The following is a 25,847-nucleotide window of genomic DNA, read 5'->3' on the forward strand; positions in this document are numbered from 1 at the left end:
TGAAACGATGATCACCAGTCAGCATATGTCCCTGATAACTCAGGCAATCCTGTTACCCGCTTTCCAGACGCCCATGACAACAGGAATGCCACGCACTACACGCACGCGTAAAAAGTCAGCACGCAAGCCAACTGCAATCTCACCTCTGTCGTGCAGGCCTATCATGCGTGCCGGATTACGCGTCACGGTGGCTACCGCCTTGGGCAAGCTGTAGCCTTCATTTTGCAGCAGAAAAGCTGCATGCAAGAGGCTGGCTGGTACATAGTCTGAAGACAGTACATCCAGCAAATCCAGGCGCGCCAGTTCTGCTGCCGAGACATTGCCGGAATGTGAACCACCGCGCACCATATTCGGTGCACCCATGATGATGCCCAGGCCCTGTTCACGGGCAGCGCTGGCAGCAGCAACGGTGGTCGGGAATTCAGATATCGTCACACCATCATCGACGCCCTCGGCCACATGCTCTACTGTCGTATCATCATGGGTAGCCAGCGGTACAGGCACATCCAGTTCACGGCAACTAGCGACGATGGCGCGGCGGTTGGAGGCTGCATAAGCGACTTGCCTGAGCAGCAAACGCTCCAGCATGGAATCGACTTTTTCTTCGCTCCAGCCACGCTTGCCAGATACATAGACACGGTAATGCGTCAGGTCTGTCCATTGCCTTTGGCCGGGCGTATGGTCCATGAGCGAAACCAGCTTCAGGCGTTCGTCATGCAGATAAGGGGCAAACATGTCCAGCAAGCCTTCTTCCGCCAGCTCCAGACGCATGTGCAGGAAGTGATCGGCCCGCAAAATGCCTGAGTCTGCGGCCATACGCAAACCTTGGGTGCATGATTCGAGAGTGTCATTGCGCAGGCTGTCAGAGTCGATATCGCCGACTGAAATCGCATCAAGCACGGTCGTGATGCCGGATGCAGCAATCTGGGCATCGTGGGCCAAAATAGCAGCTAGTGTAGGCCAGACTACCTTGGGACGTGGCATCAGGTGCTTTTCCAGATTGTCGGTATGCAGTTCTACCATGCCAGGCAAGAGATAATCACCCTGCCAGTCATCTGTAGCAGTGACACTGGAAGCCCGCGCTGCTTCTGCCAGGTCAGCTATCCTGCCCTGCTCTACCAGCATGGAGCCGCTGATGACTTCATCGGCCAACACAATTTGTGCGTTTTCTATTCTGTTCATCATGCTGCCACCAAAGAGACTGCTACGGGAATGGAAAAAATTCTGGTCGCCAGCGCCTGTCGTACCACTTCATCATGGAAGATGCCGACAACAGCAGCACCGCGTTCGCGGGCGGCATTGATCATGTCGATGACCGTGGCGCGATTGGCTTCATCTAGTGAAGCAGTAGGTTCATCAAGCAAAAGTATGGGGTAATCGCAAATCATGGTGCGTGCAATATTCACACGCTGTTGTTCACCGCCAGAAAAAGTCGCAGGCGGGATTTGCCACAGCCGCTTGGGTATGCGCAGCCGTGACAATGATTCTTCTGCCTGTTCATAGGCTGCCTGCTTTTCTACGCCACGCATGAGCAAGGGCTCTGCCACCAGATCCAGCGTGCTGATGCGTGGTATCACGCGCAGGAACTGGGTCACGAAACCCAGGGTACTATGCCTGACTGCCAGCACCTGTTGCGCAGGTGCAGATTGCACATCAACCCAAGCGCCTTCATCCGCATCACCCTTGTGCCAGATATTCACGCTGCCACTGCTGGCGCGGTAATTGGCATACAGGCAGCGTAGCAAGGTGCTCTTGCCTGCACCCGAGGGGGCATGGATGACCACGCATTCACCAGCATCTACCTGCATGTCTATTTTTGACAGGATGGACATTTCCTGTCCACCTTGCAGATGCAGGGTAAAGTCTTTGGACAAAGCTTCAACTACGATACGTTTCAACATGTGTTCCTCACGCCTGCAAGACGGATGACACCAGCAACTGGGTATAGGGATGTTGCGGATCATCGAGCACCTGATCAGTCAAACCCTCTTCGACTACCTGACCCTGGCGCATGACCATGAGGCGGTGAGCCAGCAAACGCGCCACAGCCAGGTCATGCGTGACAATGACAGCCGCCACCTGCAATTGCGAAACCAGCTGGCGCAATAAATCCAGCAGACGGGCCTGTACTGACACGTCGAGGCTGGCCGTAGGTTCATCCATGAAAATCAGGCGCGGTTTGGTTACCAGGTTACGGGCAATCTGCAAACGCTGTTGCATGCCGCCCGAGAAATCACGCGGCAAATCATCGATACGCGCCGCATCAATTTCCACCCTATGCAACCAGTCCTGTGCCTCGGCACGTATCTGGCCATAATGGCGGGCACCGACAGCCATCAGTCTTTCACCGACATTGGCACCGGCAGAGACTTCTACCCGCAGACCATCCCTGGCACTTTGGTGGACAAAGCCCCAGTCTGTACGTGCCAGCAGGCGGCGACGAGCCTCGCTGATGGTAAACAACTCGACCAGGCCTTCATCACGGGTATTGAACAAGACTTCACCCTGCTCTGGCTGCAATTGTCCTGCCAGGCAATTCAACAGCGTGGATTTGCCGGAGCCGGATTCACCGACGATGCCCAGCACTTCACCGGGATACAGACTCAGGTTGACTTGTTCGCAAGCCGTTTTGCCACCGTAGAATTTACTGACATTACGTGCCTGCAGCAAGGGCTCGTTGTTATCCATATTCTTATCAATATTCATCTTACTCATGCCCGTTCTTCCCTGCGGCCGCGGCAATAATCAGTATCGCTGCAAACAAACATGCGTGAACCCTGGTCATCAACGATGACTTCGTCAAGGAAGCTGTCGTTCGCATCGCACATCGCGCAGTGGTGATCCCAATGTTCTATCTCAAATGGATAATCTTCAAAATCCAGGCTCTTCACTGGTGTATAAGGTGGCACGGCATAAATGCGTTTTTCGCGTCCGGCACCAAATAATTGCAAGGCGGGATTGTTATCCATCTTGGGATTATCAAACTTGGGTATCGGTGAAGGGCGCATCAGATAGCGCTCATTGACGATGACAGGATAATCATAAGCAGTTTCTATCTTGCCCAGTCTGGCGATATCTTCATACAGCTTGACACTCATGAGGCCATAGTCAGCCATCGCATGGTATTTGCGGGTCTCAGTCTCGCTGGGTTCCAGCCAGCGCAGGGGTTCAGGGATAGGCACCTGATACACCATGATCTGCCCTTCAGCCAAAGATGTTTCCGGGATGCGGTGGCGGGTTTGTATGACGGTCGCCGCCTTGGTTTTTTCCGTCGTTGCCACACCCGTGGTGCGACGGAAGAAGCGGCGTATATTGACCGCATTGGTGGTATCGTCAGAGCCCTGATCGATGACTTTCAAGACATCATCCTGGCCTATGATGGCAGCAGTGACCTGTATACCGCCTGTGCCCCAGCCATAAGGCAGGGGCATTTCACGCCCGCCGAATGGTACCTGGTAACCGGGTATGGCAACTGCTTTCAAAATGGCACGCCTGATCATGCGCTTGGTTTGCTCATCGAGATAGGCAAAATTATAGCCAGCTTCAGGCTCAGTCCTGGCAGGCGCGGCTTGGGCTTGCTCTGGGGTCTCTTGATACTCCCGAGTTTCCATGGTGTCCATCTCCATCATCATGCTGCCTTCTTGCCGGATTTTTCAGCGGCTGGTTCATCTGCTTGTTCATCTGTTGTTTCAAGCTTGCCAGCTTCAGCAGCCTTGGCATTAATGCTTGCACGTATGCCACGCAGGAGGCTGAGCTCAGCCTGGAAATCCACATAATGTGGCAGCTTCAGATGTTGCAAGAAACCAGATGCTTCTACATTGTCGGCATGGTAGAGCACGAATTCTTCCATCTGTGCTGGTGCAGTGATCTCTTCTTTCAGCTCACTGGCACGCAAGGCGCGGTCTACCACGCCCATAGCCATCGACTTGCGTTCGCAATGACCAAAGCCCAGACCATAACCGCGAGTGAACTTCGGTGCTTCGTTTTGCGAGCCGACGAACTGGTTCACCATCTGGCATTCGGTGATATCGATTTCGCCTATGTCTATGGCAAAACCCAGTTCTTCAGGCACGACTTGTACTCTGACCTTGCCATAACGTATCTCGCCAGCAAAGGGATGGTTGCGGGCATAACCGCGCTGCGTAGAATAGGCCAGCGCCAACAAGAAACCTTCATCACCACGGGCGAGGCTTTGCAGGCGCAGGGCGCGGCTGGCAGGGAATTGCAGAGGCTCGCGTGTCAGGTCAAAAGGTTCGGGGTCACCTTCAGGTATCAGTTCAGGCTCGATCAAGCCTTCTGCATTCAAAAAGTCGAGTACGCGCGGGCAAGCCTCCGCCTGAGTATTTTCCTGCGCCACAGGCCCAAACTCACCAACACTCATGGCCTCAGCCGCGAGTGAGAAATCCAGCAGACGCTGGGTATAGTCATAAGTCGCCCCCAACACCTGACCACCCGGCACATCCTTGAAGGTCGCCGAGATGCGTCTTTGCAGCAGCATATTGGCGGTGTCCACAGGCACAGTTGCCATCAGGCGTGGCAAGGTGGTGCGGTAGGCGCGCAGCAGGAAGATGGCTTCTATCAAATCACCACTGGCTTGCTTGATGGCGAGTGCTGCCAGGTCTTTGTCATACAGCGAAGCCTCACCCATGACGCGGGCTACGGCCAGCGACATTTGTTCGCGTATCTGGTCTATGCTGAGTTCTGGGACGGTCGTGTCACCACGTCGCATTTTCGCCAGCGCTTCATAGGACTGGGCAATGGCTTTCTCGCCACCTTTGACGGCTACGTACATGGCAATTCCTCTGGCTGCACTGCTGCTATCTTGCTGGTGCGTGGCAAGCCAAGTACTGCATCGCCACTGCAAAAAATCACATCCACTCCTTGTGGGAAGGCGGCATGATTGATTTGCCACTTGCTGACAAAATCTGCGGGCAAGCCATTGATAGATATGCTGCGCTTGTCCTTGATGCCTGGGCCCGTGAGCTGGTATTCAGTGCCATTCAAAAAATCATCGACTTGTATCAGCAAAGTTGCGGATTTGTCCGGATAAGTCATGCTCCCCTGGGCAAAGCCCTGCAAATCCAGTTGCTGTAATGAGCTACTCAGCACTGCAAAATTTGCTGAGGATTTTTCATGTACCAGCGGCAGGCCGCAATGGAAGCGCAGATAAGTGCGCACCGCATCATTATCGAGTTCATCTGCCAGCCAGGCAGTGGTTTCATAATCCATCAGGGCCAGGCAAGCTGCGGCTGTCGCCATATGCAAAGGAGCAGGCGCTTGCAGGCTCACCTTGAGACGCTGGATAGTGCCAGGCTCAGACAAAGCTTTCAGCAAACTGCGAAAAACTGTTTGCGCATCATGCACCGTGTCTTCCCACGCGGGCAAAAGTTGCTGCATGGACGCCGCTGTATTGTCCGGTGAATAGCTCATGCATCTTCTCCTCTGACCATGGTCATGAATTCCACTCTGGTGGCTTGCGCTTCAGCCTGTAATTGTTCACGCTTCTGCTGCAACAATAACTCCAGTGGTTTGATAATATTTTCTTCGACCGCCGGTCTGTGCTCACCTTGCATCAGCGCATCAAAAATTGCTGCCCATTCTGCATGACGCTGGTCGCGGCCAGCCACATAGGCGACGCCAGTTTCGCCCGTTGCCAAGCGCAAGGCGCAGCGCGTCACTGACATTTCACCGAGGTTGAACTGGCTGCCACTACCGCCAGTCCTTGCCCTGACCATGGCGAGGCCAGTCTCGGGTTTTCTTAACCATAAATAGGAAGGCAGTTGGCCGAATTGGCGCACACTGGCAGCCAGGTCTGGTGCTGGCGCTTTCGCGAGGATGGACATCCAGCGGGCACGCTCTTGCTGGGCAGAGTTGGGGGTTTGGTCAGCATTCATAGCCCCACATTACAGCAGGCTTAGATGAAGTCTTGATGACATCTGATCTGGAATGTTCTTGTCAATTTCCAGTCACATTTCGGGTTTATGATTTGTCATCGCGACCAAGGGGATCAGGATGGAAACGCATATCGCAATACAGGGTGGCAAGTATCTGCAACAAGACCAGGACGGTCATACCGGTTGGTCTGAAGACAGCATATATCTGCACGGCCTGAGCATTGCAGCCACAGGCAATAAAGGCTTGCAGCACAATAGCAGGCAGCAATCTTTTGATGCCACGGACTTGCTAGTATTACCCGGTCTTGTCGATATTCATGGTGATGCTTTTGAACGTCAATTACAACCGCGCCCGGCCACGAGCTTTGCCTACGACATCGCCTTCGCAGATACGGACAGACAACTGATCAGCAATGGCATCACCACAGCCTGTCACGGCCTGACCTTTTCATGGGAAGGCGGTTTGCGCGGACGTGAAGCAGCACTGGCCACATTAGAACAGGTGGCAGCTCAAAAATCCCGTGTGCATGCCGATCATCTGATACATCTGCGTTTTGAGAACCACCATCTCGATGGTTTGCATGATGCATTGAACTGGATAGAGTCGGGCCTGATTGCCTTCTTTGCCTTCAATGAACACCTGCCTTCCATCCTGAAGAAAAGTGCATCTCCAGAAAAACTGGTGGCTTACGCCGAGCGTGCGCGTTGCGATGTTGCCGGTTTCCTGGAACGTCTGCACAAAGCGCAATTGCGTTCACCCAAAGTTGCGCAGGCGATTAGCCAGCTTGCTGCAGCTTGCCGGCAGCACGGTATCGCCATGGCATCGCATGATGACGAAACCCGCATGGACAGAGAACGCTTCCAGGAACTGGGCGTTGATGTCAGTGAATTCCCCAAGACAGAAGAAGCCTTGCAGGCAGCAAAAGCCCTGGGCAACCATGTCGTCATGGGCGCACCGAATGTCTTGCTCGGTGGCAGCCATTGCGGTGGTTTGTCAGCCAGCGATGCGGTGCGCCGTGGCTTGTGTGACACGCTGGCATCTGATTATTACTATCCGGCCTTATTGCATGCGCCTTTCCGCCTTGAGCAGGAAAATGTTTGCAGCCTCGCACAGGCCTGGCAACTGGTGTCACTGAACCCGGCCCGCGTACTGGGCTTGCATGACAGAGGCAATATCGCTGCTGGCCAGCGTGCCGACATTCTCATGATAGAGAAACAGACCGACGGCAGCCCACGCCTGATTGCCACCATCGCAGCAGGCAAGCTGGTATTTTGCGCCGAGCCGCAACGCCTGCAATGTCAACAGCCGCTGGAACTGGCCGCCTGATGCGCTATGCCCTCTACTTTTCCCCGGTACCAGAGAGCCCATGGTGGCAAGCGGGTGCCCACTGGCTGGGGCGCGACCCCATGCACGCAGGGAAAATACCACAAGCACATATCAATGGTGTACCAGATATACTGCTCAGCCAGCTCACCAGCGAAGCCAGGCGCTATGGCTTTCATGCGACCCTGAAAGCCCCGTTCAATTTGCTGGAAGGTTTTCAGGAAGCAGACCTGATACAGATGGCCAGCGCCTTTGCTCAAGTGCAGCCTGTCATCAGCATCAGGGAAATACAGGTACGCATGATGGGTAATTTCCTGGCACTGCGTCCGCATGGAGATGAAGCCGAGATCAATGCCCTGGCCATGCGCTGCGTCAGTTATTTCGATTTACTAAGGCGCGCACCTGATCCAACCTATCTGGCCAAGCGGCGCCATGCCGGTCTCAGCGCCAGACAGGAAGCCCTGTTGCAGCAATGGGGTTATCCCTATACAGAAGAAGAATATCGCTTCCACCTGACACTCAGCGATGAGTTGCTGGACGTGGATGCCGATGCGCAGTATGCCTTGCGCAAGGCAGCAGATCAGCAATTCTCGCGCTTGCTAGAGAGTACCCCGCTGGACATTGATGCGCTGACGATATTCCGTGAAGAACGGCCAGGTGCGCCTTTGAACTTTTGGATGCGTTTTCCTTTCCAGGCCAAGGTGCAACAAAAATCCCTGCCTGCCGCTGGCCGTCTTTACTTTGTCGTCGGTCCTTCAGGTGCGGGCAAAGATACCCTGTTACACTGGGTCAGAGAAAACCTGCCCGCCAATGCCGCACTGGAATTTGCGCAGCGGGCTATCACCCGCCCTGCTCACGACAGTGAAGCGCATGAAGTCTTGAACCAGGAAGCCTACTGGCAAGCCGCTGCCGCTGGTCACTTTTGCATGCAATGGCAAGCTAATGGTCTATGCTATGGCATACGCAGGCATATCGAAGCCAAGCTCAAATGCGGACAGGATGTGATCGTCAATGGTTCGCGTGAATATTTGCCACAACTGCGTCAGTTATTCCCGGAGGCGTGCATCATCTGGATCGTGGCTGATCCTGAGCAAATCAGGCAGCGCGTGGAAAAACGCCAGCGTGAATCTGGTGCTGCCTTGTTGAACCGGATTGACCGGGGTTTGAAATTTACGGTGCCTGATGATCAGGATATTATCTGCATAGATAATAGCGGAGCTATACATGTAGCGGGGCAAAAGCTGTTAAAGATATTTGCTAAAGAATAGAATTGGTACAGCATCGTGTGCAGTGCTATGCACTGCACATTGTTACTTTACACTGTCTCAGCCTGGGCAAATTGCAGACTCAGTTTTTCCATCATCACGACGAATACCTGCAGGTCCACAGTTTTTGCACCAACCACTTTTGCCGTGTCATCCCACTGACGTAACCTGACTGCATGTTCGGCATAGTCCTGATCTATGAATTCAGTCGCTTGCGTCACGGAGAACGGACCACCCTGCCAGATCAGGCTGCGTTGCGATGCATGGGATAAGCCTGACCAGTACAGGGGATCTGCAGCACACAGATAGCGCTTGGCATCGACATGCATGCGTATCGGCTCAGTCACATCCCTATCAAACAATTCTGCCAACAACAAGGCTGCCAATTCGCCATGTGGAAAGGTCTCATCGGTTTCATCATCCGCCATATGCGCCAGGTCGTGCAAGAGCGCAGCAATGACCAGGGCATCGCTTGCGCCTTCTTCCATGGCCAGGCTGGCGCATTGCAGGGCATGCTCCAGTTGGGTGATGGCTTCGCCACCATACAAACCACCGGCACGGTTTTGCAGCCAGTCTATGACTTGCGGGAGATTGATCCCTTGAACGATTTGGCGATTTTTTGTTTGCATATCAGGCATATCAGATGAAGACTTTTCTGAGACGGGAAGAAATCACATCTATCATGCTTACTGTCAGCACGATCATCAATAAAACAGCACAGGTTTGTGCGTACTGGAAAGCGCGTATAACTTCCCAAAGGATCACGCCTATGCCACCGGCACCAACCATTCCAACGACTGTGGCGGAGCGTACATTTGATTCAAAGCGGTACAGCGCAAATGACACCCACAACGGCATGACTTGTGGCAAGACACCATAAACTATCTCTTCCAAAGCATGCGCACCAGTAGCACGTATGCCTTCTACCGGTTGCGGGTCTATCGCCTCGACTGCTTCAGAAAACAGCTTGGACAAGATGCCCGTGGTATGCACGAACAAGGCCAGCACACCAGCAAAAGGGCCAAGGCCAACTGCCACGACGAACAGCATGGCAAACACCATCTCATTGATGGCGCGTGCAGCATCCATCAGGCGGCGTACGGGCTGGCTGACCCAGGCTGGCGCAATATTCGATGAACTCAGCAAACCCAGGGGGATGGAACAGACTACGGCCAGCGCAGTGCCCCAGGCGGCGATCTGCAAAGTCACTAACAGCTCTTGCAAGTAGATACGCCATTCATGGAAGTCTGGTGGGAAAAAGCTGGCGGCATAGGTCAGCATATTGCCGCTGTCGCGCAGTAATTCCAGCGGTCGCATGTCAGCGCCTTGCCAGGACATGGCAAGTATGGCGAGGACTATGCCCCAGACCAGTAATTTACCGGTGTCACGCTTTGGTGCTTCCGGCAAATTCATGATGGCTTGCGGGCGGACTGTTGGTGTGCTGTTCATGCTATCAAGACTTGGCGATGTCGTTGAGCTTGCGGTTGATGTCATCGAGCTTGGCTTTCTTTTCATCCGCATTCAGGGCAACGTCTGCTTCTATCTTGACTTTTTCTTTGAACAATTCAAGCTGGCGTACAGGCTTCAATTGGGCATTGCTGGAATCCTGGAAACCACCCAAAGTCAGCTTAGCCAGTTGTGCTTTTTCACGCGCGGCATCAGGGCCAGTTTTGCCGTAGTTGACAAAAAAGTCCTTGATCTTGTTTTTCATATCGGCTGGCAAGTCCTTGCGCCATACCAGGGGGTCAGCAGCGATCAAAGGAGATTTCCAGACCTGGCGCAATTGGCTGGCTGTTTCTGGCTGGCGCGCCTTGATGCGGTCCAGCGTATCAGAACTGTGCACGGCGGCATCTACCTGTTTGTTGGCAACCGCGAGGATATTGGTTTCATGATTGGCACCGCGTACAGTCTTGAAAGCTGTTTTTGGATTCACATTATTTTGTGCAAACACATAATAGCTGGGTACCAGAAAGCCGGAAGTGGAATTAGGATCACCTATGCCAAAATTCATATTCTTGGCATTTTTCAAGACATCTTCCATGGTTTGATAGGAGCTGTCCTTGTGCACGCTGATCATGCTGTAATAACCGAGAGTACCGTCAGCATTCACCATCTGCGCAAACACTTCAGAGTTGGCACGGTCAACAGCTTCGATAGCCGATTTATTCCCTAGCCAGGCGAACTGCACTTTATTGAAACGCATGCCTTCAATGACGCCCGCATAGTCAGAAGCGAAGAAGGCAGTGACCTTGATGCCCAGCTTCTTGCTCATGTCATCCAGCACCGGCTGCCAGTCCTGTTTCAGGTTTTGTGAAGACTCGGTAGAAATGAGGCCAAAGTTCAAAGTCTTGACTGCATCTTCTGCCATGACAGCATTAGCAGTTGCGGCCATCACCAGGCCCAGGGTCAGACTGCGCACGAATTGACGAAACATGGAAATACTCCTGAAGAAAAAAGAAACTCAGGCGGCAGCCGCGAGAGTGGGTAAAGAAAGTGGGGCGGTACCCGGTGCAGCACTTGCCGTGTTGACTGATACAGGATTAAGCAATTCTTCTGCCTCTGCACCGTACAGGTCGCGCAACATGGCGACTGTCAGCTCGCTGGAAGGGCCGTCATACACGACACGGCCACACGAGAGCGCAACAGTGCGTGGGCAAAAACGAAAAGCCACATCGACCTGGTGCAGGGATACCACGACGGTCGTACCATCCTGACGATTCAGGTCAGCCAGTGTCTGCATGACGCGGCGGGCAGACTCCGGGTCCAGCGAGGCTATCGGTTCATCTGCCAGGATGACCCTGGCTTGCTGCACGATGGTACGGGCAATTGCAGCGCGCTGTTGCTGGCCACCAGACAAGGCTGATGCGCGCTTGTAAGCATGTTCTGCAATACCAACGCGTGCCAAGGCAGCCAGGCCCAGGGCTTTTTCTTCTTTCGTAAAAATACGGAAACAACTGCGCCACAGCGGGATGCGGGCAATACCACCAGTGAGAACATTGGTCAGTACAGGCAAACGCCCGACCAGATTGAATTGCTGGAAGACAAAACCGATTTGCGAACGCAAATGACGTATCTGCTTGCCGACCACACCATTCGCCTGCAAGACCTGCTCACCGAGGCGTATATCATTCTTGTCGGCATTGGCTGTGATCAGGCCAGAGATGTGTCGCAATAAAGTTGATTTGCCAGAACCGGATGCACCGATAAGGGCAACCATTTCTCCAGGCGCAAAAGTCAGCGCAATATTGTCCAGTGCCTGGTAACCACCTTTAAAGGTTTTGGAAATCCCATTGATTTCTATCTTCATCACATTTACCCCGCCTGGACAATTGAGCTAATCCACGGGAGTATTGGACAAGAATATGTCAGGCGTATGAACGCTGCATTACAAGATGATGAAACGACGACAGTTTTGCATAATCCTTATTGAAAATAAAAATAGCGGATTTGCCGTCAGACAAATCCGCTATTTCAACTATTGGAGCCAGGCAAGATATTACTGATCAGGCTTTACGGCCATCCAGACTCCAGCCACCACTGCCATGTATCAGGACATACAGCAGGCCACCTGCCATGGAGATATTTTTCATAAAATGGATCATCTGGTTTTGCGCCGCATCTGCTGGTACTCCCCAAAAATTATGGAAGATGACAGCCGCAGCCAGCGTGAACAGTATCATTGCTGCCGCTGCCCAGCGTGCACGCCAGCCGACGATGAGCATGAGGCCGCCACCCAGCTCTACCACGATGGCGGCGATTGCAGCCAGTTCTGGAAAAGGCAGGCCCTTGCTGGCGATATAAGTGACCGTAGGCGCAAAGCCTGCTATTTTTCCTGCCCCGGATGCCACGAAAATCAGGGCAATCAGAACGCGGGCGATGAAAGAACCGAAGATGGGTGCCATGGTTTCTGCTTGTTTCATTTTGTTTTCCTTAAGTAGAATTTGATTTCGTTCATTCGTCGCGGAACGCAGGGTCGTAGGTTGGGCTACGATTTACCAGCCCAACACTGGGCATTTAATAAAGGTATATGTTATTTCAAGGTCGAGTGTTGGGCTGATACCCCGTAGCCCAACCTACAACTACAAGTTCCCTCGTTCAACACGCTCTTGTATCAAACAACATCAACTAGTTTGCCTTCGCGAAAATCGCTGATCGCTTTAAAAATCTCCGCCTGACTATTCATCACAAACGGCCCGTATTGAACGATGGTTTCACCCAGAGGCTGACCGGCAATCAACAACAAGCGGCTATCAACTTTGGCATCAATCACCACCCCATCCGCATCCGGTGATTTTTTCAATATCGCCATGCGTTGCACCGGCACATCACGCTCGCCTATCAACACTTCACCTTCATAGACATACACAAAGGCATTGAAACTGACGGGCAGGCTGTGCGTAAAACTGCTACCGGCCGGCATGTGTATATCCAGGTATAGCGGCTGGGTCACTTCACGCTGTACGGCACCTGTCACACCATGGCTGCTGCCAGCGATGATACGCACTTTGACACCGGCTGCGGTCAGCAACTCAGGGATGGTGTCGCTCTGGATATCGCGGTACCAAGGCGCTATCATCTTGTCTTTCGCTGGCAGGTTCAGCCAAAGCTGGAAGCCTGCCATGCGGCCTTGTTCCTGTTCCGGCATTTCCGAGTGAATCACACCACGCCCAGCCGTCATCCATTGCACACCGCCGTTTTGCAGCAAGCCTTCATTACCGGCACTGTCGCGATGGCGCATGCGCCCGGCCAACATATACGTAACCGTTTCAAAACCACGGTGCGGATGGCTGGGGAAACCGGCGATGTAGTCGCCTGCCTCATCACTGCCGAAAGCATCCAGCATGAGGAAGGGGTCCAGCCGGTATTGCAGTGGCTGCGTCAATACCCGTGTCAGTTTGACACCGGCACCATCTGAAGTAGGCTGCCCGGCGACCAGTTGTTCTACCGTACGCGATTTGCTCACGCTTTCAGCCTGTTGAACTGTGTTGCTTGCAACTACATCTTTCGTTTCCATGATCCATCATCCTTGTAAATAGGACTTACGCAAAACCGCCCCAAAGCGTTGCAGCTCCCGCATTTAGCAAGATTCGGTACTACAGTACTGTCTTCGTCGCTACGGTGTAGTTGGGGTTCCAGACAACATGTTGCCTGCCAACGTAACGAGCCCCCCTTGTAAGGGAGGCTACCTTAGCGATAGCCTTGTTGGGACAATTTTGCATAAGTCCTAATAAATTGCCGATAAATTATTAAGCAGGCAGTAAATCATTAATTTGCTGGTGGGCTGAAGCCAGAGATGCTTTTTCTGCATCCGGGCCCATGGCCAGACCTTCTGCATAGACAAACTCTACATCGGTCATGCCCAGGAAGCCAAAGAAGGTTTTCAGGTAAGGCATTTGCGTGTCATTTGGCGTATTGCGATACAGGCCGCCGCGTGTCAGTACGACATAGACTTTCTTGCCAGTCAACAAGCCTTCAGGGCCATTGGCGGTGTAACGGAAAGTCACCTGGGCGCGGGAAATCGCATCGATCCAGTTTTTTAGTTGGGCTGAGATACCAAAGTTATACATGGGAGCACCCAGCACGACCACATCGGCGGACTGGATTTCTGCAATCAGTGCATCATCCAGAGCAACGCGGGCTTGCTGTTCTGCAGTGCGCTGGTCGGCTGGTGTGAACAGGGCTTGCAGTGCTGTTTCGTCAAGTATGGGGTGAGGAGTACTGCCCAGGTCGCGTACATTGACGGTGGCACCAGAGGTACTTTCCAATAAAACTTCAACCAGGCTATTTGCCAGTTGAGTGGAATGAGAAGCTTGGGCACGGGCGCTGGAATTGATTTGCAGGATGTTCATTTTGTGTTCCTTTCAGATAAAGAGTTGATGAACGTACTTTAATCGTTCCAAAAATAATCCGGAAGGCGTTAAAATGGATATCATTGTTCCAAAAATAGGAAAATAGTATGGGGATGCCATCATGACTCTGGAAGCCAATGACCTTTTGCTATTTGCCCGCGTGGTTGAAGAAGGCAGCTTCAGCAAGGCGGCAGAGAAGCTGGGCGTACCCAAATCGACACTGTCACGCCGCATATCTGCGCTGGAGGCACAACTCGGTGAACGCCTGATCTTGCGCACCACGCGCAAACTGACCGTGACTGACCTTGGACAAAATGTTTTGCTACACGCACAACATGTGCAGGAAGAGGTAGATGCCACGCTGGCACTGACCCAGCACAGACAGGCCGAGCCGAACGGCAGGCTAAAGGTGTCGATGCCTGGTGATTTCGCCAATCACCAAATGGGTGAGTTGCTGTCTGATTTCATCAGCAAATACCCTTCTGTGAACCTGGAACTGGATTTGTCTCAACGCCGGGTGGATTTGATAGGCGAGAATTTTGATGTCGCTATCCGTGTCGGTGACTTGCCGGATGATGCTTCACTTGCTGCGCGCGGACTGGTGCGCTTTAGCATAGGTCTGTATGCCTCGCCCGGTTATTTGAAATTGCATGGTGCACCAGCAGAACCGGAAGCCCTGATGGAACATGATTGCCTGCGCTTGACGGCCCGCAATGGCGAAACCACAATCTGGCGCATGGAAAAGGATGGTGCGGTGTGGGAAGGCATACCACCGGGCCGCGCCAGCGCAAACTCCCCCGAACTGCTGACACGTTTGGCTGTGCGCGGCAAAGGCATCACCATGCTGGCCGATCATTTCGCTGGTCAGCATGTGCACAAGGGTGAACTGGTACCCTTGCTAGAAGACTGGACACTGCCAGATGTTACTGTGTGGGCGGTATTCCCTGGCCGTCGCCTGATGCCCGCCCGCACGCGTGTCTTTCTGGACGCCTTGCAAACAAATTTCTCAGGCCCGCGCTGTCAGAAGTTGCAGGAAGAAATCAATGATTGCAAGGCAGAGCGCAAAAGCATTACATCGTATTGACTACTTTTTTACGGCGCTTGCTTCAGGTTTCAGTGCTTACCTTGTCCCAGTCATTTTCTTCTTCATACTGGCACAGCCAGTTGGCGGCCTGATGCCATTCACGCACTGCTTCTGCATTCAGGTTACCCGGTGCATCGCGCCCTGTGATATGTGCATGGCGAACCGCCCAGTGCAGGCGATATAACAAATCAGACCAGTCCAGCACCTGCCCCTTGCGACGCGGCTTAAGGGCTGCCTGCAAACGCTCGGGCGCTTCCATCGCATGCGGGAAGAATTTCAGGATTTGCTTCAGGTTTGCGGCTTGCGTAGGAACAGCCAGTTTGTCTGTCAAACCCGCTGCCCAGGACAGAAAATACAGGGACTCCTGCCTTTGCAGAAATTGCGCACGCACTTCTTCAGTGATTTCATCTGCAAACAAAAATGCCTGCTCCTGTGCCGACAAACAAGGCTTCAGATCATGCATTTCAAAATACGAGCGGTAGTGCACAGCATCACCACCAGCCGCTACCGCAGTCACCGCCCACAAGGCCAGCATGCGCGGCATCAATTCTGCAGGCGTACGCAGTTCCACTTCTTCATCAGACTCAATCACATGCAATTGCACATTGATGCGGATACCACGTTTATGCAATTCCAGTTCGGAAGCTTCTTTGCGTTGCTCTGGGCTCATTATTTCTTCAATATTGTTAATCAATTCACTCGCTGATAACGAGCAGACGGATTATCCCAGATTTTACAGCTCCAAGGCGAGCACACTCGGCACCGCGCTACGTGCAAGCGCATATTAAAATGCAATCCTCTCATTCCTTATTGCAAAGCTTATATGCCTGAAACCAAACCTTTCCCCGTACTTGAGACCGCAAACTACCAACTACGCCGCATAGTCGCTGCCGATATGCCCGCCGTTTTTCGTGGTTTATCCGACCCGCGCGTCACTGAATATTATGGCATCAGCTACGACACCCTGGCATCAAGCCAGTCGCAGATGGACTGGTATGAGCAGGTCTGGCAAGACGGCTCAGGCCTGTGGTGGGGCATTTGCAGCAAAGAGGAACCTGAACAATTGATAGGCACTTGCGGCCTGCATGAATGGGAACAGGAACACCACTGCGCAGAAACCGGCTTCTGGCTTTCGCCCGACCACTGGGGCAAAGCTGTCATACCAGAATGCCTGGACGCAATGATCGCCCATTGTTTCCAGCATCTGTGCTTGCACCGTTTGCAAGCCATGGTTGAACCAGAAAATATCGCCAGTTGGCGCTTGATAGAAAAAATGGGCTTCCGACTGGAAGGAGTGTTGCGGGAGTGTGAATTCAAACATGGGCGCTATGTTGATCTTAAATGCTATTCCTTGCTGGACAGGGAGTTTGGTTCAAAACAAGATAGCCGCTGATTTGCAAGGACGGCAGGCCAGACTTTGTATGGGGAGTACGCAGATGGCCTGCCGCTTACAAAAAACTAAGGGATAAAATACGTAGAGCGGTGGTGTTGCTGTTGGGTTTGACGTTGTTGTTGGGTTTGACGTTGTTGTTGGGTTTGACGTTGTTGTTGGGTTTGACGTTGTTGTTGGGTTTGACGTTGTTGTTGGGTTTGACGTTGTTGTTGGGTTTGACGTTGTTGTTGGGTTTGACGTTGCTTTTGACTTTTCGCAGTTCCCATGTATAGACGCCGTTTGTGCAGTACAGAAAATGGAAACAGAAGAGCCGCTGTTTGAGGTGTAGCAGGGGTTTCGGGCAGCATGCTGCCCGCCTCCGTAACGGCATGCGCATGCAAGCGCATGTTCCTAAAGCAAGGCCGCAGGCGAGTTTCGGGCATTTCCCATTTTTTGTACTGCACAAACGGGAACCCCCTTCAGGAGGCGACTACGCCTGGGTCGCCTTTCTTTGAGTACTTTCTTTGGCGACCAAAGAAAGTACTTCGGCCGCCGGGCCGAGACCCAGCTTGCGTCCACGAAGGGCAATCGTTTTACAGACAACACAAGTATGCAACACGCCGCTGGGCTCCAGCCTGCGCTGGAGCGACGTAAATAAAGGACACGGCAATTTTGTAAGCAGATCAACCAGCCTTAGTTGATCCCCTCAATTTTCCCACTATTCCCGCAGGGAAAAAATAAATCGACACCACAAACAATACCCCCAACCACAACATCCACCGATCCGGATGCAAGGCATTCGCCAGCAGCGGCACGTCAGCCAAAGACGACGAGGCCACGCCCATCAAACTCTTCAAATAATTCTGCGCGAGTATGAACAAGGTAGCCCCCACCACTGCCCCATACATGGTTCCCATGCCACCTATCACGACGATCAATAAAATATCTGTCATGACTTCAAAACTCAGCATAGTCTTGGGCCCGACATAACGCAGCCACAAAGCCATCAGGGCACCCGCCATTGCCGCAACCAGGGCCGCAATGCAATTCGCCAGGATGCGGTAATACACGGTGCGGTAACCCAGGGCCTCGGCACGAAAATCATTTTCGCGTATGGCCTGCAAGACCCGGCCAAAAGGCGAATTGACGACGCGTAGCAAGAACAGGAATAACAGGACGCAGCCAATAAACACGATGTAATACGTAATCACCTTGCCATCGACCACACGGCCAAATATCTCGTTCTCAAACAGGCGATAAGCAGGCGACAGGGTAGCAGGCACGCTGAAGGTCTTGCCATCTTCGCCACCCGTAAAATCCGACAATTGCGATGCCAGCACAGCAAAGGATGAAGCCACCGCCAGCGTGATCATGGCATAGAAAATTGCGCGCACACGCAAGGCAAACAGGCCGATGATCAGGGCCAGCACCAGCGTCACCAGCAATGCTGTCAGCAAGCCCACGGCAGCCCGTCCCCAGGATGGTGTGCCACTAGCCAGCGCCAAACCTATGCCGTATGCACCTATGCCAAAAAACATGGTGTGAGCAAAAGAGACTATGCCGGTATAACCCAGCAACAAGTCATACGAAGCAACCAGCACAATGTATACGCAGATGGTGGCAGCAGTGTTCAAAGGCCGGGCGCCGCTGGTAATGAAGGGCGCGCAGGCCAAGCCTAAAAATATCGCCACCAGGATCAGCCCCAGCCAGCGGTTACGCGGAAAATCATCCGACAAGATTTGTTTCATTGCATTCATGTCTTAACGCCTTACCACGGTGTACAAGCCAGTCGGACGCCACAGCAGCACGGCGATCATCAGCAAGATATTCGATACCAGCGCCAGCTTGGGCACCAGGAAGCCAGCGTAATTGGCCACCAGCGCCATCAGCAAGGCTCCGATAAAACAGCCGCCCACAGAACCCAGACCACCGATGATAATGACAATAAATACCATAACCATGATGTCGCCGCCCATGGCTGCGGTCAGGCTTTCTTTATATAAGCCCCACATGACGCCACCGAGACCCGCCAGTGCCGAACCGGCAGCAAACACCAGCACGAACAGTCTGCGTATGCGGTAACCGAGTGCTTCTACCATCTCGCCATTCTCGACACCGGCACGTATGAGCAAACCCAGTTTGCTACGGTTCAGCACCAGGAACATGGCGACGAATACCAGCAAGCCAACCACGACGGCAATCAGGCGATATTTTTCTATGGCAGCATCACCCAGCAGGATAGAGCCGCGCAAGCTGGTGGGCAGCGGTAGCGGGATTTGCTCCGCCCCCCAGATGACATTGATCATCTGCTCAGCGACTATCATGCCGCCCATGGTGATGAGGATTTGTTTGAGATGCTGGCCATATACGGGCATGATGATGACGCGCTCAAACGCCCAGCCCAGCAAGCCAGTTGCCAGCATCGCCAGCAGGATAGCCAGGCCCAGTGCTGTCAGGTTCATGAGCAAGGAATCAGCCTCCATCCAGCCGTGCATGGGCAATAGCACCAGCGTGGCGACAAAGGCACCGACAGATACAAAAGCACCATGACCAAAATTCAATACATCCATCAAGCCAAAGATCAGGGTCAGGCCGCTGGCCATGATAAAGATCATCATGCCCATGGCCAGGCCTGCGACGGTCAGGGTAATCCAGGTCGGGAAACTGCCCACCAGCGGCAACATTAGCAAGGCCAGCGCTGGCACCAGTACCAGCGGCCAGATATCGCTTGGCGCTGTCGGCAGGCTGGCGACTTCTTGCTTGGCAGTCTTGTCCAGAACAGTATCTGTCATTATTCTTCCTCTTGCTTTATTGATGCGCAGCCAGTGACAAGCCCAGCAAATGCTGTTGCAAGTCATTGTCATCAGCCAGTGCCTGCATACCGCCGGTATGGACGACACGGCCATCATCCATGACAGCCACCGTATCCCCCAGCTTGCGCACGAAATTGAAATTCTGTTCAACCAGCAAGATGGTGGTGTCACTGGCTTTCAATTCATTGAAGGCCGCCATGAGGCTAAGGATGATGGCGGGTGCCAGACCCTTGGTCGGTTCATCGACCAAAATCAGCTTGCGTGGTTCGACGATGGCGCGGGCGATGGCGACCATTTGCTTTTGACCACCGGAAAGATTGCCTGCCGGGTAGTTCCAGAATTTTTTCAAAGCCGGAAAAAAACCGCATATCCATTCGACGCGATGATTATCAAGCGGGCCATTGCGTGCAGCCAGCACCAGATTTTCCTTGATAGTCAGGTCCGAAAATATCGCCATGCTTTCTGGCACATAAGCGATACCTAGCTGGGCGATGTCTGGCGTTGCCATGGCAGTGATATCGCGGCCATCAAAATGTATCTTGCCCTGGCTGGCTTTCCACAAGCCCATGATGGTACGCAGGGTAGTGGTCTTGCCTGCACCATTGCGACCCAGCAAAACCGAGAGGCCGCCACGCGGCACTTGCATGTCCACACCTTGCAGGATATGGTATTCACCGATATGGGTATGCACCCCGGTCAGTGTCAATAGGGCTTCAGGCATGTTGCTCTTCCCTGGTTTCAGGGGCAACGCCCAGATACGCTTCCTGCACGATGGCAGATGCCATGACGCTGACAGGCTCACCATCCGCCACCAGTGCGCCGTTATGCAGGACGATGATGCGGTCAGCAAGTGAGCGTACAACATCCATCTTGTGCTCAACCAGCAAAATGGTTTTCTTGCGCTCAGCCTTGATCTGATGGATCAGGTCAAGCACCACTGGTACTTCATCGACACTCATGCCTGCGGTAGGTTCATCGAACATCATGATTTCTGGTTCCAGTGCCAGCAGGATAGCGACTTCAAGCTTGCGCTTGTCGCCGTGCGACAGTGCAGAAACCTTGTCCGACTTGCGGTCTGCAAGTGCCACCTTGTGGAGGTAATGTTCAGCCCGCTTCAGCAGGCTGGCATGCGCAGACCACAGAGAAAAGATGTTCAAGCCCAGACCCGCCCTGCTTTGGACAGCCAGCCTGACATTTTCTATGACCGACAAACTAGGGAAAAGATTGGTCAGTTGAAAAGCCCGGCCCAGGCCCCTGCGTGTGCGTTCTGCCGCACCCTTGCGGGTGATGTCCACACCAAATAAATGCACACTACCCGCACTGGCAGACAACTGGCCAGACATCAGATTGAAGTAAGTGGTTTTACCAGCGCCATTCGGGCCGACGATGACAGTCAGTGTACCGGGATAAAAGTCTGCCGTGACCTGGTTGACGGCCACATGGCCGCCAAAACGTATGCTGAGATCACGCGTTGATAGCGAGGGCGCACCACTCATTTGCTCACCTGCCATCATCAGCGCCTGTTCTTGACCGGGACTGGCAACTCACTGGCAGGTATTTCCCTGACCAGTTCCAATAAATCCCATTCATTCTTCTGGTCTTTCTTGATCTTGAAATGGTACATGGCTTGCATGGCCTGGTGATCTTCTTTGCGGAAATTCATCTTGCCTTTAGGCGTGTCAAATTCCATGCCTTCCATCGCCGTGATAAGTTTTTCGGTATCGGTGGATTTTGCCTTGCTTATCGCAGTGTAAGCTGCGCTGGCAGCGGCAAAACCTCCAGCGGTAAAGAAATCGGGCGGTGCCTTGTAACGCTTGTGATGCTCAGCCACAAACCAGTCATTCATCTTGTTTTTTGGGAAATCGTAATAGTAGTAAATCGCGCCCTGGGTGCCTGCATAGGTTTTCCAGTTTTTCATGATAGGCAAGATATTACCGCCTGGCGCAAGGGTAATACCAAAGCGTTCTGGCTTCATATCGGCCAACTTGTTCATGGGACTGGCACCAGACCAGATGATCTGCAATATGCGCGGCTCAGGCTTATCTTTAAGCGCATCAAAAATGCGCTGCGCAGCGGCAGTAAAATCGGTGGTGTTTTGTGCCGCATATTCTTCATGAACTACCTTGGCTTTGGCGCCGACTGTCACCAGGGCATCCTTGGCTGCCTTGACACCATCACGGCCAAAAGCATAATCCTGTGCCAGGAAAGCGATACTGCCACCAGCCTTGATAGTGCTGGCACCAGCCAGGCCATCCTGGGTGGAATTGCGGCTGGTACGGAAGATGTAGCGGTTCCATTTTTCACCGGTAATCGCATCTGCCACTGCGGGCTCGACGATGAGTACTTTTTTGTATTCTTCTGCCACGGGCAGCATGGCAATCGCTGAGCCGGAAGAAGTGGTGCCAACGGCGATATCTGCCTTGTCATCACCAAAGGCTTCTGCCAGCATGGTGCGGCCTATGTCTGGTTTTCCCTGATCATCTTTGACGATGACCTTGATCTTGCGGCCATTGATTTCCATCTTGCCGCCAGTCAGGTATTCCAGGCCCATCATGAAGCCGGTTTCGGTCTCCTTGGCGTAGGCTTCGAGCTGGCCAGTCTTGCCCGCAATGAGGGCAATTTTCAGATCTTGTGCAAAGCTGCTGGCTGAGGCGAATATACTGCTCAATGCCAGGCTCAGACAGACGAGTTTAAAGCGGTTTTTCTGTTGCATTTTGTCTCCTGCTAATTTTACGTTATGGAACTGCATGCATTTTGTCGGCGGCATTTCACATGCTCTTTTTTGACTGTGCGCATAAGCATACTGCAAATCGCCTAATCTACTGTGGCTAAAAATTTCCTGATGGCTCTTTGCGCCTGCGCTTCCATGAGCATGGGTGCGTGGCCCACGCCATTGACTTCTGCATATTGCATGTCAGGTGCCAGGTCTTGCATATAAGCGAGCTGCTCAGGCTCGACCAGGTCTGACAGATCACCACGTATCAGCAGCACAGGCCGGTTTCTGGCAAGACGGCGGAAGGCGAAATTGGCGACCCAGGATTTACTTTTTAACTGACCAGTTTGCAAGGGGCGGGCAATGTTAGGATCATATTGCAGCACCAGCTTGCCATCGATATTCTGAGCAAAAGCCCGCCTGGCCCACTTGCGCCATTCTTCCATGCTGTTATCAGGAAAAGCAGACACATTCACCTGGCGTATGTAGTGTGTGGCCTCATCCCAGTCTTGCACTTCCACGGCCTTGCCAGCAAATCCGGCTATCCTGCCCAGGCCCTTCGCGGACAAGGCAGGCCCAACATCATTAAGGACAGCAGCCGCAATCAGATTCAATTTACGCGCTGCCACCGTCATGGTGATGAGTCCCCCCATGGAGGTGCCGATGAAGACGGCCCGGCCTATACCCAGGTCACGGGCCAGCTTGATGACATCATTGGCATACGTGACAGTATTGTAGTGCTCAGGGTCGGCGTCATGCTGGGAACGCCCGCGCCCCCGGACATCGACCGCAATCACGCGCCTGCCCTGTTCTGCTATCCACGGTGCCAGCTCTTCAAAATCGCCAGAATTGCGGGTCAGGCCGTGGATGCAAATGACTGCGCATTTGGCCTGCCCGCCTTGCGATGGATAATCCCGCGCATACAGTTGCAGGCCATCGCTGCTGGTATAGCTGATGTCAGTGAAAGTAGTCACGCATTATCCTCTCGCTGTCACCGGACTAGAAACGGTATTCCACCGTGGCCGAGACTGTCCGTGGATTGCCATAGAACGCAGTCGTACTGCCTTCCAGGCCCAGGGTCGGGAACAGGTAACCAGCGACTTTGTACTTGGTATTGCTGAGGTTCTTGCCATGCAGGCCAGCACGCAGTCGCTTGTCGGTGCTGGTCCAGACCAGGCTGGCATCCCACAGCGAATAAGCATCCTGATCCAGCAGGGCGTTTGGTGTTTCGAACTGGTTGGTCGCACCACGATAGGAATAGCTGGAGATCAGTGACAAGGTACCGTTCTTGCCTATCATATTCAGCGGCCAGTCATAGCTGGCAGTCAGGTTGGCTGATTGCTTCGGTGTATTCTGGAATACCTTTTGGCTGGCGACATCGACACCGGCCACGATGAATTGCGTGTATTTGGCATCGATGTAACTGAACATGCCTGACAGGCGGAAAGCATCAGTAATACGTGCTGTCGCTTCCAGCTCAAAACCCTTGATGCGTGCCTTGCCTGCATTAGTGGTGACACCGGCGAAATTGTCATCCTTGCCGTCACCATCAGTATCTACTGCAACCGAACCAGGTATCTGCACGTTCTTGTAATTACTGAAGAATAGCGCGGCATTGGTCATGATGCGCCGCTTGTTGAATTGCGACTTCAAACCCAGTTCCACAGTTTCGATTTCTTCTGGCTCATAACCACTTTTTGCTTTAGCCAGACTGATCTTGGTACCGACCACATTTAGACGTGGATCAAAACCGCCACCCTTGAAGCCTTGTGACCAAGATGCATACACATTGTTATCAGCATTGGCTTTCCAGTTCAATGAAAGGCGTGGTGTGAACTTGGTGTCAGTGCGGTCAAGGTCTGCCTTACTCAGGTTGGTATCGGTGCGGAACAACACTGCGCCAGGGTTACCCAGTTCTGGCGAACCTTTGGTACCCAGATACAGTTGTCGCAGAATAGTAGCCTGACGATTATCCGAGGTGTAACGGCCACCGGCAGAAACGCTAATACTTTCAGATAAATTCATGCTGCCATCGGCAAATATCGCCCAGGCCTTGGTATCGACATCGCCCAGTGTGTACACAGACAAAGGCAAGGCACCATTCAACAGTGTGTCGAATTTGTTATAGGCGTTGGCGTCAATGTAGTAGATACCAGCCACGCCCTGTATGGTTTTGCCGCTATAGCTGAGTTGCAATTCCTGGCTGAACTGGCGGTTTTTATAAACCGCCGGCGCTTCCAGATCGACTGTCGGTAAAGAATCAAAATCGATAGGTGCATAGGATGTATCGCGGCGGCTGGCGGTGATGGATTTCAGCGTCAGCTCATTATTGATTTGCCACTCCACCAATGCAGAACCACCGCTTTGCTTCACCTGCTGCAAATGGCCCAGCGCTGTAGTCAGGTTGGCGCGGGTATCAAATACATTGTCCAGTACCGGTGCCTTACTGAGGTTGCCCACGGTCAGGCGATAACCGTTCTTGGGGCTGGAATCATCCTGGCTGGTATCTGCCGATACACGGATGAACAGGTTGGAATTAGGCGTGAATTCTGCGCTGAGGCGGGCGGCAGCAACGTCCTTGTCATAATTTTCTGCCCCGGTCAGCAGGTTCTTGCCAAAGCCATTGCGCTTGAACTTTGCCAGGCTGGCCCCAACCCGCAGGGTATCGGATACAGGTGTACTGGCAGTCAGTACCGCATCGGTCTGGCCATAAGTACCTACCGTGGCTTTCACGCGCACATCGGTTTCTGGTTGCAGTTTGCGTGTCACATACTTGACCGCACCACCTATGGTATTGCGGCCATACAAGGTACCCTGGGGGCCACGCAAGACTTCGATGCGTTCTACATCATAGATATCAGCCACGGCACCTTGCGGGCGGGCGATATACACATCATCGAGATAAATGCCGACGCCAGCCTCAAAGCCAGCCAGCGGGTCTTGCTGACCAACGCCGCGGATAAAGGCGGTCAGCGTGGAATTAGTGGCGCGCGAAGCTTTCATCGTCGTGTTGGGCAAGCTTTGCACCAGGCCGACAATATCAGGTATTGCTGTCTTGGAGAGTTGATCGGCGGAGAAAGCAGTGACAGAAACTGGCACGTCTTGCAGGGATTCTTCGCGGCGACGGGCGGTAACGACTACCGTGGTCGGCTCGGCATTGGCTGTTTCAGTGCTTGTTGCTGGTGGAGTAGTCTGCGCCTGGCTGATGCCACTGCCTGTGACTGTTCCTGATGCGACCAACAACGCTGCAGCGGACCGACGTAAGAATTTCTGCCTTCTCTTGCTCTGATTCATTTCTGTCTCCTGTATTTTTTATGTGCGCCGTCTACATTGTTGTATGTCGCATGGCAGGCAGTGTGCACGGAAAGAAAAAACCCAGAAAGCGTATGCACGCCCACCGTTTGTGCATAAATGCACATCAGAGTGAAGATAGAGCAATTAAAACTGCCCAGTTGTTGTGCAAAACCCGCATTTCTTGGTTTCTTGCAAAGCAGAAATGGAGAATGAGCTGTTGCAGTATGTGCTTTGTCGCA

The 25,847-nt window shown here is 53.1% G+C and carries 27 protein-coding genes; 4 read left to right on the forward strand and 23 right to left on the reverse strand.

Translation table 11 applies throughout. The features are described 5' to 3' along the window. Positions 1-39 precede the first annotated feature (39 nt). From ACO0LG_RS03405 to phnG, 7 genes are read right to left on the reverse strand one after another with little or no spacing between them, the layout of a single operon-like run. Positions 40-1,185: an alpha-D-ribose 1-methylphosphonate 5-triphosphate diphosphatase gene (locus ACO0LG_RS03405; RefSeq protein ID WP_423023335.1), complete on the reverse strand. Its 1,146-nt coding sequence runs from the start codon at positions 1,183-1,185 to the stop codon at positions 40-42. Further along, complete coding sequence (phnL, locus tag ACO0LG_RS03410) at positions 1,182-1,901, reverse strand: phosphonate C-P lyase system protein PhnL (protein WP_423023337.1); 720 nt, start codon at positions 1,899-1,901, stop codon at positions 1,182-1,184. Before phnL ends, ACO0LG_RS03405 begins: the two co-directional genes overlap by 4 nt. Positions 1,902-1,908: 7 nt before the next feature. Next, positions 1,909-2,715 carry a phosphonate C-P lyase system protein PhnK gene (gene phnK, locus ACO0LG_RS03415; RefSeq protein ID WP_423023339.1) on the reverse strand — a complete coding sequence of 269 codons (807 nt, stop codon included), beginning with the start codon at positions 2,713-2,715 and terminating at the stop codon, positions 1,909-1,911. After that, positions 2,712-3,611 carry an alpha-D-ribose 1-methylphosphonate 5-phosphate C-P-lyase PhnJ gene (locus ACO0LG_RS03420; protein WP_423023341.1) on the reverse strand — a complete coding sequence of 300 codons (900 nt, stop codon included), beginning with the start codon at positions 3,609-3,611 and terminating at the stop codon, positions 2,712-2,714. Before ACO0LG_RS03420 ends, phnK begins: the two co-directional genes overlap by 4 nt. Positions 3,612-3,628: 17 nt before the next feature. Then, a complete protein-coding gene (locus tag ACO0LG_RS03425; RefSeq protein WP_423023343.1) occupies positions 3,629-4,792 on the reverse strand; it encodes a carbon-phosphorus lyase complex subunit PhnI in 1,164 nt (387 codons plus the stop codon). Then, positions 4,783-5,430, reverse strand: a complete 648-nt coding sequence (gene phnH, locus ACO0LG_RS03430; protein WP_423023345.1) for a phosphonate C-P lyase system protein PhnH — start codon at positions 5,428-5,430, stop codon at positions 4,783-4,785. The genes ACO0LG_RS03425 and phnH overlap by 10 nt, the downstream gene beginning before the upstream one ends. Continuing rightward, the gene (gene phnG / locus ACO0LG_RS03435; protein WP_423023347.1) at positions 5,427-5,894 is read right to left on the reverse strand and encodes a phosphonate C-P lyase system protein PhnG; all 468 of its coding nucleotides are present in this window, start codon (positions 5,892-5,894) and stop codon (positions 5,427-5,429) included. Before phnG ends, phnH begins: the two co-directional genes overlap by 4 nt. Before the next feature lie 118 nt (positions 5,895-6,012). Here phnG and ACO0LG_RS03440 point away from each other — a divergent pair, with 118 nt between their 5' ends. Beyond that, complete coding sequence (locus ACO0LG_RS03440; protein WP_423023349.1) at positions 6,013-7,221, forward strand: alpha-D-ribose 1-methylphosphonate 5-triphosphate diphosphatase; 1,209 nt, start codon at positions 6,013-6,015, stop codon at positions 7,219-7,221. Further along, complete coding sequence (phnN, locus tag ACO0LG_RS03445) at positions 7,191-8,486, forward strand: phosphonate metabolism protein/1,5-bisphosphokinase (PRPP-forming) PhnN (RefSeq protein WP_423023351.1); 1,296 nt, start codon at positions 7,191-7,193, stop codon at positions 8,484-8,486. Before ACO0LG_RS03440 ends, phnN begins: the two co-directional genes overlap by 31 nt. Before the next feature lie 47 nt (positions 8,487-8,533). Here the strand turns inward: phnN and ACO0LG_RS03450 are convergent, their stop codons facing one another. The 7 genes from ACO0LG_RS03450 to ACO0LG_RS03480 all read right to left on the reverse strand — a co-directional run bounded on the left by ACO0LG_RS03450 (position 8,534) and on the right by ACO0LG_RS03480 (position 14,332). Further along, positions 8,534-9,112, reverse strand: a complete 579-nt coding sequence (locus ACO0LG_RS03450) for an HD domain-containing protein (protein ID WP_423023353.1) — start codon at positions 9,110-9,112, stop codon at positions 8,534-8,536. Positions 9,113-9,122: 10 nt separating this feature from the next. Beyond that, positions 9,123-9,932 (reverse strand): phosphonate ABC transporter, permease protein PhnE, encoded by an 810-nt coding sequence (gene phnE / locus ACO0LG_RS03455; protein ID WP_423023355.1) that lies wholly within the window; start codon positions 9,930-9,932, stop codon positions 9,123-9,125. Positions 9,933-9,936: 4 nt separating this feature from the next. Then, positions 9,937-10,917 carry a phosphonate ABC transporter substrate-binding protein gene (phnD, locus tag ACO0LG_RS03460; RefSeq protein ID WP_423023357.1) on the reverse strand — a complete coding sequence of 327 codons (981 nt, stop codon included), beginning with the start codon at positions 10,915-10,917 and terminating at the stop codon, positions 9,937-9,939. A 27-nt stretch (positions 10,918-10,944) separates the two neighbouring features. After that, positions 10,945-11,790, reverse strand: a complete 846-nt coding sequence (gene phnC, locus ACO0LG_RS03465; protein WP_423023359.1) for a phosphonate ABC transporter ATP-binding protein — start codon at positions 11,788-11,790, stop codon at positions 10,945-10,947. A gap of 196 nt (positions 11,791-11,986) precedes the next feature. Further along, positions 11,987-12,403 (reverse strand): DoxX family protein, encoded by a 417-nt coding sequence (locus tag ACO0LG_RS03470; protein ID WP_423023361.1) that lies wholly within the window; start codon positions 12,401-12,403, stop codon positions 11,987-11,989. Positions 12,404-12,594: 191 nt separating this feature from the next. Beyond that, a complete protein-coding gene (locus tag ACO0LG_RS03475) occupies positions 12,595-13,497 on the reverse strand; it encodes a pirin family protein (RefSeq protein WP_423023363.1) in 903 nt (300 codons plus the stop codon). Between the two features lie 232 nt (positions 13,498-13,729). Continuing rightward, positions 13,730-14,332, reverse strand: a complete 603-nt coding sequence (locus ACO0LG_RS03480; protein ID WP_423023365.1) for an FMN-dependent NADH-azoreductase — start codon at positions 14,330-14,332, stop codon at positions 13,730-13,732. A gap of 121 nt (positions 14,333-14,453) precedes the next feature. Between ACO0LG_RS03480 and ACO0LG_RS03485 the strand changes: the two genes are divergently transcribed. Beyond that, positions 14,454-15,416 (forward strand): LysR substrate-binding domain-containing protein, encoded by a 963-nt coding sequence (locus tag ACO0LG_RS03485; RefSeq protein ID WP_423023367.1) that lies wholly within the window; start codon positions 14,454-14,456, stop codon positions 15,414-15,416. Positions 15,417-15,438: 22 nt separating this feature from the next. Here the strand turns inward: ACO0LG_RS03485 and ACO0LG_RS03490 are convergent, their stop codons facing one another. Then, positions 15,439-16,086 carry a DUF4272 domain-containing protein gene (locus tag ACO0LG_RS03490; protein ID WP_423023369.1) on the reverse strand — a complete coding sequence of 216 codons (648 nt, stop codon included), beginning with the start codon at positions 16,084-16,086 and terminating at the stop codon, positions 15,439-15,441. A 153-nt stretch (positions 16,087-16,239) separates the two neighbouring features. On the opposite strand from ACO0LG_RS03490, the gene ACO0LG_RS03495 reads away from it, so the two are divergent. After that, a complete protein-coding gene (locus ACO0LG_RS03495) occupies positions 16,240-16,809 on the forward strand; it encodes a GNAT family N-acetyltransferase (RefSeq protein WP_423023371.1) in 570 nt (189 codons plus the stop codon). Positions 16,810-16,874: 65 nt separating this feature from the next. Here ACO0LG_RS03495 and ACO0LG_RS03500 read toward each other — a convergent pair whose 3' ends face one another. The 8 genes from ACO0LG_RS03500 to ACO0LG_RS03535 all read right to left on the reverse strand — a co-directional run bounded on the left by ACO0LG_RS03500 (position 16,875) and on the right by ACO0LG_RS03535 (position 25,608). Beyond that, positions 16,875-17,156: a hypothetical protein gene (locus ACO0LG_RS03500; protein WP_423023373.1), complete on the reverse strand. Its 282-nt coding sequence runs from the start codon at positions 17,154-17,156 to the stop codon at positions 16,875-16,877. Positions 17,157-17,471: 315 nt separating this feature from the next. Continuing rightward, positions 17,472-18,536: a branched-chain amino acid ABC transporter permease gene (locus ACO0LG_RS03505; RefSeq protein WP_423024406.1), complete on the reverse strand. Its 1,065-nt coding sequence runs from the start codon at positions 18,534-18,536 to the stop codon at positions 17,472-17,474. Between the two features lie 12 nt (positions 18,537-18,548). Further along, complete coding sequence (locus tag ACO0LG_RS03510) at positions 18,549-19,580, reverse strand: branched-chain amino acid ABC transporter permease (protein ID WP_423023375.1); 1,032 nt, start codon at positions 19,578-19,580, stop codon at positions 18,549-18,551. Positions 19,581-19,596: 16 nt separating this feature from the next. After that, a complete protein-coding gene (locus tag ACO0LG_RS03515; protein WP_423023377.1) occupies positions 19,597-20,322 on the reverse strand; it encodes an ABC transporter ATP-binding protein in 726 nt (241 codons plus the stop codon). Continuing rightward, positions 20,315-21,112 (reverse strand): ABC transporter ATP-binding protein, encoded by a 798-nt coding sequence (locus tag ACO0LG_RS03520; protein ID WP_423023379.1) that lies wholly within the window; start codon positions 21,110-21,112, stop codon positions 20,315-20,317. Before ACO0LG_RS03520 ends, ACO0LG_RS03515 begins: the two co-directional genes overlap by 8 nt. Before the next feature lie 2 nt (positions 21,113-21,114). Beyond that, a complete protein-coding gene (locus ACO0LG_RS03525; RefSeq protein WP_423023381.1) occupies positions 21,115-22,314 on the reverse strand; it encodes a substrate-binding domain-containing protein in 1,200 nt (399 codons plus the stop codon). 101 nt (positions 22,315-22,415) lie between these two features. Then, positions 22,416-23,288, reverse strand: coding sequence for an alpha/beta fold hydrolase (locus ACO0LG_RS03530; protein WP_423023383.1), 873 nt, complete (start codon positions 23,286-23,288; stop codon positions 22,416-22,418). 25 nt (positions 23,289-23,313) lie between these two features. Beyond that, entirely contained in the window at positions 23,314-25,608 is a 2,295-nt protein-coding gene (locus ACO0LG_RS03535) for a TonB-dependent receptor (RefSeq protein ID WP_423023385.1), read from the reverse strand. Positions 25,609-25,847 lie beyond the last annotated feature (239 nt).

Origin of the sequence: Undibacterium sp. Ji42W (assembly GCF_049340405.1) — a bacterium.
Taxonomy (GTDB): domain Bacteria; phylum Pseudomonadota; class Gammaproteobacteria; order Burkholderiales; family Burkholderiaceae_D; genus Undibacterium.